Annotated in this window: 14 protein-coding genes; 4 read left to right on the forward strand and 10 right to left on the reverse strand. The window is 33.4% G+C overall.

Annotation, left to right across the window (positions count from 1 at the left end; translation table 11 throughout):
- Positions 1 to 60: 60 nt before the first annotated feature.
- From murD to mraZ, 7 genes are all read right to left on the reverse strand, one after another.
- Positions 61 to 1,392, reverse strand: coding sequence for a UDP-N-acetylmuramoyl-L-alanine--D-glutamate ligase (gene murD, locus ACM55I_RS01160; RefSeq protein WP_416844959.1), 1,332 nt, complete (start codon positions 1,390 to 1,392; stop codon positions 61 to 63).
- A 1-nt stretch (position 1,393) separates the two neighbouring features.
- Positions 1,394 to 2,626: a phospho-N-acetylmuramoyl-pentapeptide-transferase gene (mraY, locus tag ACM55I_RS01165; protein WP_416844960.1), complete on the reverse strand. Its 1,233-nt coding sequence runs from the start codon at positions 2,624 to 2,626 to the stop codon at positions 1,394 to 1,396.
- 91 nt (positions 2,627 to 2,717) lie between these two features.
- On the reverse strand, positions 2,718 to 4,181 hold the full coding sequence (locus ACM55I_RS01170) for a UDP-N-acetylmuramoyl-L-alanyl-D-glutamate--2,6-diaminopimelate ligase (protein WP_416844961.1): 1,464 nt from the start codon (positions 4,179 to 4,181) through the stop codon (positions 2,718 to 2,720).
- Positions 4,178 to 6,181 carry a penicillin-binding protein gene (locus tag ACM55I_RS01175; protein ID WP_416844962.1) on the reverse strand — a complete coding sequence of 668 codons (2,004 nt, stop codon included), beginning with the start codon at positions 6,179 to 6,181 and terminating at the stop codon, positions 4,178 to 4,180. Before ACM55I_RS01175 ends, ACM55I_RS01170 begins: the two co-directional genes overlap by 4 nt.
- Positions 6,172 to 6,519, reverse strand: coding sequence for an FtsL-like putative cell division protein (locus tag ACM55I_RS01180; RefSeq protein ID WP_416844963.1), 348 nt, complete (start codon positions 6,517 to 6,519; stop codon positions 6,172 to 6,174). The genes ACM55I_RS01175 and ACM55I_RS01180 overlap by 10 nt, the downstream gene beginning before the upstream one ends.
- Before the next feature lie 6 nt (positions 6,520 to 6,525).
- On the reverse strand, positions 6,526 to 7,434 hold the full coding sequence (gene rsmH, locus ACM55I_RS01185) for a 16S rRNA (cytosine(1402)-N(4))-methyltransferase RsmH (RefSeq protein WP_416844964.1): 909 nt from the start codon (positions 7,432 to 7,434) through the stop codon (positions 6,526 to 6,528).
- Positions 7,409 to 7,882 carry a division/cell wall cluster transcriptional repressor MraZ gene (gene mraZ / locus ACM55I_RS01190; RefSeq protein ID WP_416844965.1) on the reverse strand — a complete coding sequence of 158 codons (474 nt, stop codon included), beginning with the start codon at positions 7,880 to 7,882 and terminating at the stop codon, positions 7,409 to 7,411. The genes rsmH and mraZ overlap by 26 nt, the downstream gene beginning before the upstream one ends.
- Before the next feature lie 381 nt (positions 7,883 to 8,263).
- Between mraZ and ACM55I_RS01195 the strand changes: the two genes are divergently transcribed.
- Both ACM55I_RS01195 and yihA read left to right on the forward strand, forming a co-directional pair.
- Positions 8,264 to 9,037, forward strand: coding sequence for an alpha/beta fold hydrolase (locus ACM55I_RS01195; RefSeq protein WP_039108917.1), 774 nt, complete (start codon positions 8,264 to 8,266; stop codon positions 9,035 to 9,037).
- Between the two features lie 30 nt (positions 9,038 to 9,067).
- Positions 9,068 to 9,688, forward strand: a complete 621-nt coding sequence (gene yihA / locus ACM55I_RS01200; protein ID WP_416844966.1) for a ribosome biogenesis GTP-binding protein YihA/YsxC — start codon at positions 9,068 to 9,070, stop codon at positions 9,686 to 9,688.
- A gap of 88 nt (positions 9,689 to 9,776) precedes the next feature.
- Here yihA and gldC read toward each other — a convergent pair whose 3' ends face one another.
- Entirely contained in the window at positions 9,777 to 10,112 is a 336-nt protein-coding gene (gldC, locus tag ACM55I_RS01205) for a gliding motility protein GldC (RefSeq protein ID WP_416844967.1), read from the reverse strand.
- Positions 10,112 to 11,068 (reverse strand): gliding motility lipoprotein GldB, encoded by a 957-nt coding sequence (gene gldB, locus ACM55I_RS01210; protein WP_416844968.1) that lies wholly within the window; start codon positions 11,066 to 11,068, stop codon positions 10,112 to 10,114. The genes gldC and gldB overlap by 1 nt, the downstream gene beginning before the upstream one ends.
- 100 nt (positions 11,069 to 11,168) lie before the next feature.
- Between gldB and nadE the strand changes: the two genes are divergently transcribed.
- Both nadE and ACM55I_RS01220 read left to right on the forward strand, forming a co-directional pair.
- Positions 11,169 to 11,969 (forward strand): NAD(+) synthase, encoded by an 801-nt coding sequence (gene nadE / locus ACM55I_RS01215; protein ID WP_416844969.1) that lies wholly within the window; start codon positions 11,169 to 11,171, stop codon positions 11,967 to 11,969.
- A 99-nt stretch (positions 11,970 to 12,068) separates the two neighbouring features.
- Positions 12,069 to 12,698 (forward strand): LuxR C-terminal-related transcriptional regulator, encoded by a 630-nt coding sequence (locus ACM55I_RS01220; RefSeq protein WP_416844970.1) that lies wholly within the window; start codon positions 12,069 to 12,071, stop codon positions 12,696 to 12,698.
- On the opposite strand, the gene dnaG is transcribed toward ACM55I_RS01220, so the two are convergent.
- Positions 12,695 to 14,671, reverse strand: coding sequence for a DNA primase (gene dnaG, locus ACM55I_RS01225; protein ID WP_416844971.1), 1,977 nt, complete (start codon positions 14,669 to 14,671; stop codon positions 12,695 to 12,697). The genes ACM55I_RS01220 and dnaG overlap by 4 nt on opposite strands.
- Positions 14,672 to 14,791 lie beyond the last annotated feature (120 nt).

Consider the following 14,791-nt stretch of genomic DNA (forward strand, 5'->3'; position numbering starts at 1 on the left):
AAAGTTTTTGTGTTTAAAGTTTAACGTTTTTCAACCTTAAACTTTAAACCTTAAACGTTTTTATAAATTCTTAACCGCTTGCTTAAACTGATTTCCTCTGTCTTCGTAGTTTTCGAATAAATCAAAACTGGCACAAGCAGGCGACAATAATACCGTATCTCCTTTTTCTGATAATCGTTGCGCCATTCTCACCGCATCATTCATATTGTCAACTTCAATCATCATATCAACCACATTGCCAAAAACATCTATTATTTTCTTGTTGTCCACGCCAAGGCAAATAATAGCTTTCACTTTTTCACGAACTAATGACATCAATTCATTGTAATCATTTCCTTTATCAACGCCACCCACAATCCAAACCGTAGGCGTATTCATGCTGTCTAATGCAAAAAAAGTGGCATTTACATTGGTTGCTTTTGAATCATTGATGTATTGTACGTTTTGAATTTTCAATACTTTCTCAAGACGGTGTTCTACTCCTTGAAAATTAGATAAACTCTCCCGTATGGTAGCTTTTCTAATTTGCATTAATTTTGCCACAGAGGTTGCTGCCATTGCGTTTTTCATGTTATGTTTTCCTTCCAAGGCAATATGCGCTGTGTCCATTGTAAACTCTTCTTGATTGATTGAAATTTCCATTTTGTTGTTTTTTATATAAGCTCCTTCGCTGAACGTTTTGGTCAATGAAAAAGGAATTAATTTAGCTTTTGTTGTGTGTGTTTTAAACCATTCTGTAATGGCTTCATCGTCTGCGTCATAAATGAGGTAATCTTCCTCGGTTTGATTCATTGTAATTCTAAATTTTGAATCAATGTAATTTTCATATTTGTAATCGTATCGGTCTAAATGATCTGGACTAATATTCGTAATAATCGCAATATGTGGCTTAAAATTTATAATTCCGTCCAATTGAAAACTACTCAATTCCAGCACATAAGAATCGTAGTTATTTTCAGCAACTTGCCAAGCAAAACTCTTCCCGATATTCCCTCCTAATCCTACATTCAATCCTGCTGATTTCAGCAAATGATGGGTCAACATCGTAGTGGTGGTCTTTCCATTGCTTCCGGTAATACCTATTATAGTCGCATCTGTAAAAGGAGCTGCAAACTCAATTTCAGATAATACTGAAACACCTTTTGCTAAAAGCTTTTTTATCATTGGAGATTTATCTGGAATACCGGGACTTTTCATCACCACATCAGCATTCAGAATCAAATCTTCGGTGTGCTTTTCTTCTTCCCAAGCAATTTCATTAATAATAAGAACCTCTTTGTAATTTCCTTTTATCTTTCCAAAATCAGACACAAAAACATCGTATCCTTTTTTCTTACCCAGAATAGCAGTTCCTACTCCGCTTTCTCCACCACCTAAAATTACTAGCCTCATCTTATCTTAATTTTAAAGTGACAATTGACAATATGGCCAGCATTATAGCAACAATCCAAAAACGGGTTACAATCTTACTTTCATGGTACCCTTTTTTCTGATAATGATGATGCAAAGGGGACATTAGAAATATTCTTCGGCCTTCGCCAAAGCGTTTTTTTGTATATTTAAAATAACTTACTTGTAAAACAACGGATAGATTTTCGACAAGAAAAATTCCGCATAATAACGGGATCAACATTTCTTTTCGAACAGCAATTGCCAGAACTGCAATAATTCCACCGATAGTCAAACTTCCTGTATCTCCCATAAAAACTGATGCCGGATAGGAATTGTACCAAAGAAATCCAATTAATGATCCCACAAAAGCAGCTATAAAAACCGTCATTTCCCCCGAATTAGGAATGTACATTATATTCAAATAATTGGAAAAAATTATATTCCCCGAAACAAACGTAAATATTCCTAACGCAAGAACTGAAACTGCTGAAGTCCCTGCGGCAAGTCCATCAATCCCGTCCGTTAAATTAGCGCCGTTAGAAACCGCAGTAATGATGAAAATAACAACTGGAATAAAAATCAACCATGCCCATTTTTCATATCCTTCACCCGTCCAAGCTAATAGTTCCGCATAATCAAATTCGTTATTTTTAAAAAAAGGAATTGTTGTTGCCGTTGATTTTTCTTCAACTGGAGCAGGCAGAATAACCGTTCCGGTTGTTGTGACTTTAAAGATATCTGATGTTGAAGTATCGGTACGCACTGTAACTGCCGGACTAAAATAAAGAACTGTCCCAACTATTAAACCCAGACCTACTTGACCTACAACTTTAAAAATACCTTTTAGCCCTTCTTTATCTTTTTTGAAAATTTTGATATAATCGTCTATAAAACCAATCGTTCCCATCCATAATGTAGTCACAATCAATAAAACGATATAAATATTATGCAGTTTTGCGAAAAGTATTACTGGAACCAAAGTGGCAAATATGATGATTAAACCTCCCATTGTTGGCGTCCCTGCTTTTTCATTTTGACCTGCTAAACCAAGTTCACGAACCGTTTCTCCTACTTGTTGTCTTTGTAGGAAACTGATAATTCTTTTACCATAAATTGTAGATAACAGCAAAGAAAGCAACAACGCCAATGACGATCTAAAAGTGATGTACTGAAAAACGCCTGTCCCAGGAACATCCAATGTTTTGTCTAAATATTCAAATAAATAGTATAGCATATATCTTTGTTTATTTGGTTAATCGTTGCTTTTTAATTTCGTTAATTTTTGATTTTGTGACTATTTGAATAATCAAATAATCCTTTGACCCTTATTTTCCAAGTTGGACTAATATTTCTTTCACTATTTTCATGTCGTCAAAATCATGACGAACGCCATTTATTTCCTGATACGTCTCATGCCCTTTTCCGGCAATTAAAATAATATCATTTGGCTGAGCCAATTGGCAAGCCGTTTTTATCGCCTGCTTTCTATCTGTTATAGTCAATGTTTTTTTATAATTTTGAGGTCCAACACCTTGCTCCATTTCAGTAATAATAACTTCTGGATCTTCATTTCTTGGATTATCCGAAGTGAAAATTGCTTTATCACTCAACTCAGCTGCAATTCCAGCCATAATTGGACGTTTAGTCTTGTCTCTATTGCCACCACAACCTACAACAGTTATCAATTGCTCGTTTTTAGTACGAATGTCATTGATTGTTTTTAGCACATTTTCTAATGCATCCGGCGTGTGCGCATAATCTACAATCGCTGTAATATTTGAAGTGGAAACAATAAATTGAAAACGTCCTGAAACACTTTCTAAATCAGATAATAATCGAAGGACTTCCATACTTTCCATCCCTAATTCAACCGCCGTTCCATAAATAGCCAATAAATTATAAGCATTAAATGTCCCTATTAGTTTTACCCAAACTTCATCTCCATTTATTTTCAATAATAAACCTGATAATTGATTTTCCAGAATTTGCGCTTTATAATCAGCATAGGTTTTTAAAGCATAAGTCAATTTTTTAGCTGCAGTATTCTGCAACATCACTGGTCCATTTTTATCATCAATATTGGACAATACAAATGCCGTTTTAGGCAAATTATCGAAAAACGATTTTTTTACATCTCTGTATTCTGCAAATGTTGGATGGTAATCCAAATGGTCGTGAGACAAATTGGTAAAAATACCGCCAACAAAATGCAATGCTTCTGTTCTTTTTTGATGAATACCATGAGAACTCACTTCCATAAAACAATATTCAACACCGTTCTCTACCATTTCTTGTAGATAGTGGTTTATTGTAATCGAATCCGGAGTGGTGTGAGTCGCTTTATATTCAACATCGTCAACTAAAATTTTTACAGTAGAAAGTAATCCAACTTTAAAACCTGCTTTTTTAAATAATTGGTATAACAAAGACGCAATCGTTGTTTTGCCGTTTGTGCCTGTGATTCCAACTAACTTTAAGCTTTGAGAAGGGTCTCCAAAATAATTTGCAGCCATAAATGCTACCGCTGAATTGGTATTTTTTACCTGAACATAAGTAATTCCTATTACAATATTCTCCGGAAATGTATCGCATATAATAGCTAGAGCCCCTTGCTGAATTGCTTTTTCTATAAAATCATGACCATCTGAAATTGAACCACGAATAGCAACAAAAACATCATTGACCTCGATTTTTCTAGAATCGAAATCCATTTTGTTTATGGCAATATCCGTCGGACCCTTTACCGCTTCAATAGCAACTTTATACAATATGTCTTTTAAGATTTTCACGATAATTCTAATAAAATTGTTGTGTTTCTAACTATGTTTTGTCCTGCCTGAAGCGATTGTTTTTTCACTTTTCCAACTCCAATAGCTTTTACTTTTATACCTAAATTTTCCAATAAGGCTACAGCATCCATTCCTGACATTCCTTTTACGTTAGGAATTAATTGTTCTTTCTTTTGTGACTTTACAAAATACGAATCGTAATTGTTTTCTTGTTTCTGTATTTTCCTATCTAAATTTTTAATCTCATTAGTTGAAGGCGCATCGGTAAAAATCTTTTGCGCAATACGTTTGAAAACTGGGCCTGCCACATCAGCACCATAATAATTATTTAACGCTGTACTTGGTTTATGTACTACAACTATACAAGAATATTTAGGATGATCCGCTGGAAAATAACCAACAAAAGAGGAAATATAATATTTTCCTGAGCCACCATCTTTACCATAATTAGCGGCAGCTGTTCCGGTTTTTCCTGCCATCGAAAAATCTTTAGAATAGAGTTTTGAACCTGTTCCCTTTTTTACAACATTCGCTAAAACGGCTTTTAGTTTTTTGATTGTTTCTTGCGAACATACTTTAGGATTCAAAACTTCTTTATCGTATTTTTTTATTGTTTTATTCCACTCCTTGATTTCAGAAACAAACTGCGGTTTAACCATTTCTCCATTGTTAGCAACAGCATTATAAAAGGTTAATGTTTGCATTGGCGTAATAGAAACTCCATATCCAAAAGCCATCCAAGGAAGTGAAATATTTGACCAGTGCTTATCACTTGGTTGTGGAACATAAGGACGACCTTCTCCTTTAATCGAAAGTCCCAGAGGTCTGTTTAATCCAAAATTATTAAGGTGATTTACAAATTTTGAAGGTTCATTTTTATAGCTATTATAAACGGCTTGAACCATAACCGTATTCGACGAAAGTTCAAAACCTCTTGCTAAAGAAATTTTTCCATAACCGCCTTCGTGTGAATCCCGAACTTTTCTTCCTGAATAAACAACGACTCCACCATTGCTGTCATAAACGGCGCTGGTATCTACTTTTTTGTCTTCAAGAAGTGCCATTAAATCGGCTAATTTATAAGTAGAACCCGGCTCATGAGATTCGGCTACTGCATAATTAGTTGTTTCAAAATACGTTCCGTCAGTAGCTCTTCCCAAATTTGAAATTGCTTTCACATGACCTGTACTTGTTTCCATAACAACAACACAACCGTGGTCTGCCTGATACAATTCCAATTGTTTTAGCAATGCATGATGCGCAATATCCTGAATATAAACATCAATTGTCGATATCACATCGTAACCATCCTGCGGGTCAACTTCATTGATATCCCGTATTGGTTTCCATTGCCCTTTTGCGATTTTTTGCTTTAAAATTTTCCCGTCTTTACCGTTCAGATATTTTCTAAAAGCCCATTCAATTCCTTTTCCATCGAGTGATGCACCATGAGAAGTTCTCTCATAACCAACAGTTCGTTCAGCAATTCTCCCTATCGGATGTTCTCTTACGGTTTCTTGTTCGATTATAATTCCACCTTTATAAGCACCCAAATTAAATAATGGAAAACCTTTTATTTTAAAATACTGAGTATAGCTTAATTTACGGGCAACTAAATAATATCTGTTTTTGTTAGCTCTGGCTTTTCTTAATTCGTTTTGGAAAAAATTTGACGGCTTTCCTAAAACTAATGCCAGTGAATCTGACAATGACTTCACGTTTTTTTCGAATGCTTCTGCTTTTGGAGCAACAGCATCAAATCGAATTTCATAATTAGGAATAGAAGTTGCTAAAAGACTCCCATCAGCCGAATAAATATTGCCTTTATTAGCAGGAATCACAAAATTTCTAACGGTTCTTTCTTTGGCTAATTTTCTATAATAATCACCCTCGACCCATTGAATATTTGTTAATTTTACGGCAATCGCAATGGCCATCAAAAAGATAGCGAATGCTACTAGATAAATTCTGTACGATATGTATTTATCTTCTACTGCCATATTTTTTTGAAAAAGCTTTTTTCTTCTTCTTTTTTAACTTTGATTTTAACAGGAGGAACTGTTGACGGAAAAATTTGTTTTTCTACCATTTTTTCAGAAACAGTCGATTCCATTTTCAATTTCATCAATTCTGAACGTCTGTCGACAAATTCCGAACGCAATTCTTTAACTTGATTTGTCAAATCGGCAATCATAAATACTTTCTGTTCAAAACGTTGCGTATTAGCAATCATAACAATCGCCAAAATAATTATAAAAACAATGAATCGCCAGTTTTTAACAGCATCATCATCTATAAGAAATCTAGCTTTTAATAAGCTGTAAACTCCGTTTTTCATAACTAATTATCTCTTTTCAGCTATTCTTAATTTGGCACTTCTTGCTCTATTATTTTCTTTTATTTCAGCGTTATCCGGAACAATTAATTTTCCAATAGTTTTAAACGGAACCGAAAAATTACCAAAAAAATCACGTTCTGGCTCTCCTTCAAACATTCCATTTTTCACAAATCTTTTCACTAATCTATCTTCTAAAGAATGATACGAAATCACGCTTAATCTGCCGCCTGGATTTAATATTTCTAAGGATTGCTCCAAGAATTCTTTCAAAACATCCATTTCCTGATTTACTTCAATTCGGATGGCCTGATAGATTTGAGCCAATATTTTATTTCTAACTCTTTCAGGTAAATATTTCGCCAAGACCTCTTTTAATTCATCCGTTGTTTTGATTGGTAGATCTTCTCTGGCTTCTATAATTGTTCTTGCCAAAACTGGTGCATTTTTTAATTCACCATAATCCAAAAATACCCTTCTTAAATTCGCCTCATCATACTCATTGACAACACGATACGCATTTAAATCATTTTTTTGACTCATTCTCATATCTAAACCCGCATCAAAGCGAGTAGAAAAACCTCTTTCCGGAACATCAAATTGATGTGATGAAACGCCTAAATCCGCTAAGATTCCGTCAACACTTTTCACTCCGTAAAAACGCATAAACCGTTTTATAAAACGGAAATTTTCATTGATAAGCGTAAATCTTTCGTCTGGTAAAGCATTTGCCAATGCGTCTTCATCTTGGTCAAAAGCAAATAATTTACCATCTGGTCCCAGTCTTTTCAAAATTTCTTTTGAATGGCCTCCGCCACCAAAAGTTACATCTACATAAATGCCGTCTGGCTTAATATTTAAACCATCTACTGATGCCTGAAGCAAAACCGGATTATGATATTCCATTGTCGTCGTCATTTATATTTCCCATTACTTCCTCTGCCAAATCCGCAAAATCAACATCTTCACCATTTATCGATTTTTCGTATAAATCTTTATCCCAAATCTCAACAATGTTCACTGCCGATGAAAACACAACTTCCTTAGCAATACTCGCAAAAACCACTAAATCTTTAGGCACTAATAACCGACCTAAAGCATCTATCTCAACCACTTTTACTCCAGCGGTAAACCTGCGGATAAAGTCATTATTTTTCTTTACAAATCGGTTCAATTTATTAATTTTTTGCATCATCAAATCCCATTCTTTCATAGGATACAACTCCAAACAAGGCTGAAACACGGAACGCTTCAAAACAAAACCGTTTTGAAGAGAAGAAGCCAATTGCTTTTTTAAAGGCGCCGGCAACAGCAACCTTCCTTTAGCATCAACTTTACATTCATATGTTCCAATAATTGTATCCAAGTAAAAAGTTTAAATGATGTTGAGCAAAAATATAAAAAATATTACCACATTTTACCACTATATACCACTTTGTTAATAAGTTTAACCACTTTTGAGTAAAAACCCTTAATTTTTGGACAATCAGAGCGTTAGGTTATTTTTATTTTATTTGTAAGAAAGATAATGTTATTAAAAAAGACTAGATTAAAAGAGTCAGAAACATCCTTTAAAATCAATAGGGATAAAAAGAGTATAATCATAAAATTGCAGATAAATACGCAAAAAATAGCTTCTTATTTTCATATTTGCCGATAGAATTTAATAATTAAAAATTGTTGTAAAAATTCATTTTTATTTATTAAATCCTATATTTGTCAAAATTGAAAATCCAGATTCAAAAACATGGAAAAATACTATAAAAAAGAAGGTAGATACAGCTATTATGAAGCAGGCGAAGGAACACCAATTGTCATCTTACATGGTCTAATGGGAGGACTAAGCAACTTTGATGCTGTTGCAAGCTACTTTTCTAATAAAGGATATAAAATAATCATTCCAGATTTACCTATATACACACAGAATATTTTAAAAACAAACGTAAAAAGTTTTGCAAAATACGTTAAAGATTTTATCACATTCAAAGGATTAGAAAGAGTAATCCTTTTAGGAAATTCATTAGGCGGACACATTGCTTTGTATCACACTAAAATGTATCCTGAAAAAGTATCCGGACTCGTAATAACAGGTAGTTCAGGACTTTACGAAAGCGCTATGGGCGACAGCTACCCAAAGAGAGGAGACTATGAATACATCAAGAAAAAAGCCGAAGATGTATTTTATGATCCAAAAGTAGCAACTAAAGAACTTATTGATGAAGTTTACGCATCCGTAAATGACAGAATAAAATTAATAAAAACATTGACGATAGCAAAAAGTGCCATTCGTCATAATATGGCAAAAGATTTACCAAAAATGCATGTTCAAACTTGTATTATTTGGGGGAAAAATGATAAAGTTACCCCTCCAGATGTAGCAGAGGAGTTTCATAAATTATTGCCTAACTCCACTCTATATTGGATAGACAAATGCGGACATGCTGCCATGATGGAACATCCGGATGAGTTTAATCGTTTGTTAGAGGATTGGTTAACTCATACCCATTTAGCAATACACTAATCTTTAAGAAGAATTTTACACCTAAAAGAAATGAAAATTAATACCGCCGAATTTATTATTAGTAACTCCGATGTAGCCAAATGTCCCAAAGACTTTTTGCCGGAATATGCTTTTATAGGCCGATCAAATGTTGGTAAATCCTCTTTGATAAACATGCTAACAAACCATAAAAAGTTAGCTAAAACATCTGGCAGACCAGGAAAAACACAATTGATTAATCATTTTTTGATCAACAGTAACTGGTTCTTAGTTGATTTACCAGGTTATGGCTATGCCAAGGTTTCAAAAAAAACAAAATCTATTTTTCAGGAATTCATCACTGATTATTTTGAAACAAGAGAACAATTAGTTTGCGCTTTTGTTTTGATTGATATTCGTCATGAAGCACAAACCATAGATATCGATTTTATGTCTTACATGGGCGAAAGTGAAATTCCTTTTTGCATCGTTTTTACTAAAGCAGATAAAATAAGCAAAGTAAAAATCGATTCTCATATCGCTGCATACAAAAAGAAAATGTTTGCTAATAACTGGGCCGAGATGCCTCATTATTTTGTTACATCAGCAACAGAATCTACAGGAAAAGAAGAGTTACTTTCCTATATTGACGAAGTGAATCAAGAAGTTTTCAAAAACAACAGTCAGTTTTAAAAAATAATCTTAGTCACATTTTAGAAACAAAAAATCCCAAAACTTCAAAAAAATAGTTTTGGGATTTCTTTTTGGAACAAAACGGTATTTATTTCGTTAGGTCCAATTTTTCTGCAAAATAATCACAGAAATCTTTCATAGTGTCAGCCATTTTTTCATCATCAGTGGCTCGTTTGAAAGTTTCAGACATAGCAACCAAAGTTTGATGAAAGAAAATTTTCATTTCATCAACAGGCATATCTTTTGTCCATAAGTCGATACGCATCGTTTCTTTTACTTTACTGTCCCAAATGGACAACATAATAGCTTTAGCTTCTTCCTGTTCTACTCCACCGTCTTTTGCGGACCACATTAATTTTTCTGGAACACGGTTATCGTCTAATTCGATTAGAAACTTAATTTCTGAGGTATTTTGATTTGACATTACTTTTTAGGTTTGTATTTTGATTTCACAAATATTTCTTTTGCATCTGTTTTTAATAAATCTGCAATAGGAACTTCATTATTTTTCATGTAGGATCGAACGATTTGCCACCCTATCCAGGCACCAACTTGTCCTGGCGAATCATTATCAATTTCCAAATAAAATTTAGAAAATGGCGCTGGATTTATAAATCGAGGTATTAACTTTTGATCATCACTGTAAAGCATTTCTTTTTCGATAAAATAACGCCACATATAACTTTCATTTTCTTCACACCATTTTATTTGCTCAGGAGTGTATCCCATTTTTTCTGCATCCGTATAATTTGGCAAAAGTAAGTCTTTTAAGTACAATTGTTTTCCAAAATAAATCATTTGACTTAACATTTTTTTATCAGTCACAGGAGCAATTTTACGAGATGAAAAACTTGAAACTACATCAGGTAAGATTTGTCTTTGCTCAAAATTTTGTTTTATATAATTTGGAAACTGATAAAACTTATGGTTTTTGCCCAAATACAATTCGAGCGAAATAATGACCAGACTATCTGCATAAATGACTTTGTTCTTATAATCCATTTCAGAGATTACTGTGATAACTTTTGGCGCTTTAGTCTGGGGGAAATAATATTTAATATGTTTAAAAAGTGACTCAAGCTCAAGTTTTTCAGGGTCAAAATCAGCATATTTTTTTTGAACTTCAGTATATAATTCTCTCAAGATGGGATCCTGCATCTTTTGCAACCAAACACTATTATCATTCCCTTCAGGAAAAAAGTAAGGAAACTCCTTTTTGACTTTTTCTAAATCTTTCGGGGAAGTTTCAAAAAATATTTTATCAAAACGCTCCACTTTTACTTCTAAAGGAATTGCTGTTACAGCGCTTTCTACTTTGTTTTTTTTATCACAGGATAAAATAAAGAGACAAAAGACTACAAGAAACAGATATTTTTTCATATATATTAATTAAATTTGTTTCCAAAGAATCTAAGGAAGCGAGTGCGCAACAAATTGACTTTGCAAATATACATTCCTGATTTTTAAAACGTAAACTATTATGACTAAAAAAAGTACAATTCAAGTTGAAAAAGTGAATACTCATATAGTAAATTGGTTAAAAACTTATGCCGAAAATGCTAAAGTTAACGGATTTGTCATAGGAATTTCTGGAGGAGTAGATTCAGCGGTGACCTCAACATTATGCGCACAAACCGGATTGCAAGTTTTGTGTGTCGAAATGCCAATCCACCAGCCGCACAGCCATGTAACCCGGGGACGCGAACACATCGAACAATTAAAAAATAGATTCCCAAACGTAACAAGTGTTGAAGCTGATTTAACTTATGTTTTTGAAAGTTTTAAAAAAATAGTTCCGGATAATGTTGACACCCATAAGCTCCACTTATCTCAAGCCAATACGCGTGCACGCTTACGAATGACTACCTTGTATTATTTTGCAGGCATTTATGGATTACTGGTTGCCGGTACTGGAAATAAAGTAGAAGATTTCGGTGTTGGATTTTACACTAAATATGGCGATGGCGGTGTAGATTTGAGCCCTATTGCTGATTTATTAAAATCCCAAGTGTATAGCTTGGGTGCTTACTTAGAAGTTCCAGATTCGATTTTAAAAGCATCTCCCTCTGATGGATTATTTGGTGATGAAAGAACTGATGAAGATCAATTAGGTGCCAGTTATGATGAGCTGGAATGGGCAATGAATGAGGATGAAACTGGAAAATCAGCAAATGATTTTACCAGCAGAGAAAAGGTAGTTTTTGAAATTTACAAACGACTAAATAACACCAACAAACACAAAATGAATGCAATACCAGTTTGTTTAATATCAAATTTATAAAAAAAATAATATTTTGTATTGATTTCCAATTAATTACAGAATTTTTTTATTAAATTTACTGTCCAAAAAATAAACAACACTTAAATAAAATTAAATACCATGATTAAAGTATGTTTAGCCGACAATTATCCCGTAGTGCATTTTGGAGTAAAATCTTACTTTAAAGACCATGCCGAAATATCAATAGTTGCCAATGTTGGTAATTTTTTGATGGTACGAGATATACTGCTTACCAAAGAGATTGATGTATTAATATTGGATTTGGAATTAGAGGGGCTTTCAAGCATTTTTGAAGTAAAAGCAGTTTTGAAAAACTTCCCAAAAACAAAAATTATTATATTCAGTGGTCTTTCTGAACAAATTTATGCACCAAATGCCATAAAAGCTGGGGTTTCAGGGTTTATTCACAAAAAAGAAAAACTTGAAACTTTAGGAATTTCAATTATCAAAGTACATCAAGGAAAGATAATTATTAACGAAACCGTTAAGAAAAACCTAGCATTAATTGCAAAACAAAGTAAGAGCGAACGATTGTATCGAAAGCTTTCTAACCGTGAGGTAGAAGTATTACGTTATTTAAGTGATGGAAAAAAGAATCATGAAATAGCGGAAATTCTAAAACTCAACGAAAAAACAATTAGTACTTACAAATTAAGATTACTAACAAAACTGAATGTTACCAATTTAGTTGATTTAGTAAACAAAGCAAAAACATTAGAAATTGTTTAGTAATATCTAGACATTACTCTTCCTAATTTTTTTGAAAACGAATGGATTAACATATTATAATCCATAATCATTGACATAGGCTCTGTATTATCTGAATTTACTTCCGATAATACAGAGCTTTTTAATTCTTCGATGATTCTACCTACTAAATACCATCGCAAAGTTAAAATAGTCTCGGAAACATTCTGAACTATTGTATCATTTTTAGATTTTGGAAAAATATTCTGCCCTTCCCAATTGTGCAAAATAACTCTTTCATCTTCCATTAAAATATCAGTTACTTCTTGCGCTAAATCTGCCTGTAAATGCATCAAATATTGCTCTAAACTGAAGTTTTCATTCTGATGATAGAAGTTTATCAAATTATTGAATATATCGCGAAACAATGGATTGGCTAATTCAACCTCATCCTCCTGAAGACTCAAATAAATTCTCTGATATACTTTATATTCCTTTTTTTCTAAAACATTTTCTATTTCTCCATCCTCATTTGTTTTCAAAAAAGTATCTTCAAACTCTTCAGTTTTATTTCCGTACAACAAAAGAATCTCGATAATTTTTCTTTCCAAACGATAGAGAACGTCCACTTTTTCAGCTTCAACCGGATTTTCATTTTTCACAACTTCAAAAGCTTTTTGCTCTTGTTTTTGTTTTTTTCCAACCTCAGAAACATCTTTTTGAACTAATTGTGCCAAAGTACTAACAAGCACTTGCTCCGAAATATCCATAATTCTGGAACATTCCTGAATATAAATTTCTCTCTGGATTCTATCTGGAATTTTAGAAATACTCAATACCATATCCCGTATTAAATCGGCTTTTTTTATAGGATCATTCTTAGCTTCATTCATCAAAAGCGATGCTTTAAATTGAATAAAATCTTTTGCATTATTTTCGAGATATAAAACTAAATCGTTATACGATGTTTTTTTAGCAAAACTGTCAGGATCTTCACCATCAGGAAAAGTACATACTTTTACATTCATTCCTTCCTCAAGAATCAAATCAATTCCTCGAATAGAAGCACGAAGTCCCGCAGCATCTCCATCAAAAAGAACGGTAATATTCTTGGTCAATCTGTTGACCAAACGGATTTGGTCTGGTGTCAATGCCGTTCCAGATGAAGCAACCACGTTCTCAATTCCGGATTGATTGAACTGAATTACATCCGTATATCCCTCAACCAAATAACAGTTGTTCAGTTTAGCGATAGCTTGTTTGGCTTGAAAAATTCCATAAAGTACTTTACTTTTATGGTAAATATCACTTTCTGGAGAATTCAGGTATTTTGCCGCTTTTTTATCATTCGTAAGAATACGACCTCCAAAACCCAAAACTCTTCCAGACATACTTTGTATAGGAAACATTACACGACTTTTGAAACGATCAAACGGTCTGTCTTCTCTTGCTATTGTTAAACCCGTACTTTCCAGGAATTCTAATTTGTATCCTTTTCCTAAAGCTTCTTTGGTAAAAGCGTCCCAAGCTTCAGGTGAATAACCCAATCCAAATTTCTTTATAGTCTCATTGGTAAAACCGCGTTCTTTGAAATAAGAATAGCCAATTGCTTTTCCTTCTTCAGAGTTTAAAAGTGTATTATGGAAATAAGTTTTTGCAAATTCTGAGACCAAATACATACTTTCTCGAACATCAGTATTGGCTTTCTCTTCATCCGTTTGCTCGGTTTCTTCAATTTCAATATTGTATTTTTTGGCTAAATAGCGAATAGCTTCCGGATACGTAAATTTTTCGTGTTCCATCAAGAAAGCTACAGAGTTACCACCTTTTCCAGAACTAAAATCTTTCCAAATTCCTTTAGCAGGAGAAACCATGAACGATGGAGAACGCTCTTCAGAAAATGGACTTAATCCCTTGAAGTTACTTCCTGCACGCTTCAATAGCACAAAATCACCAATAACCTCCTCTACACGAGCAGTTTCGAAAACAGTATCTATAGTGGCTTTTGAAATCAAATTTTACGTAATATTTAATAATTGAAAAGTTTGTAAAAATACACAAATCAAATTTGATAATTCTATCTAAAATAAAAAAAGCACTTCTTTCAAAGTGCTTCTCAAAGTATAAAACTAACT

This window comes from Flavobacterium algoris, assembly GCF_048158525.1.
Lineage (GTDB): Bacteria > Bacteroidota > Bacteroidia > Flavobacteriales > Flavobacteriaceae > Flavobacterium > Flavobacterium algoris.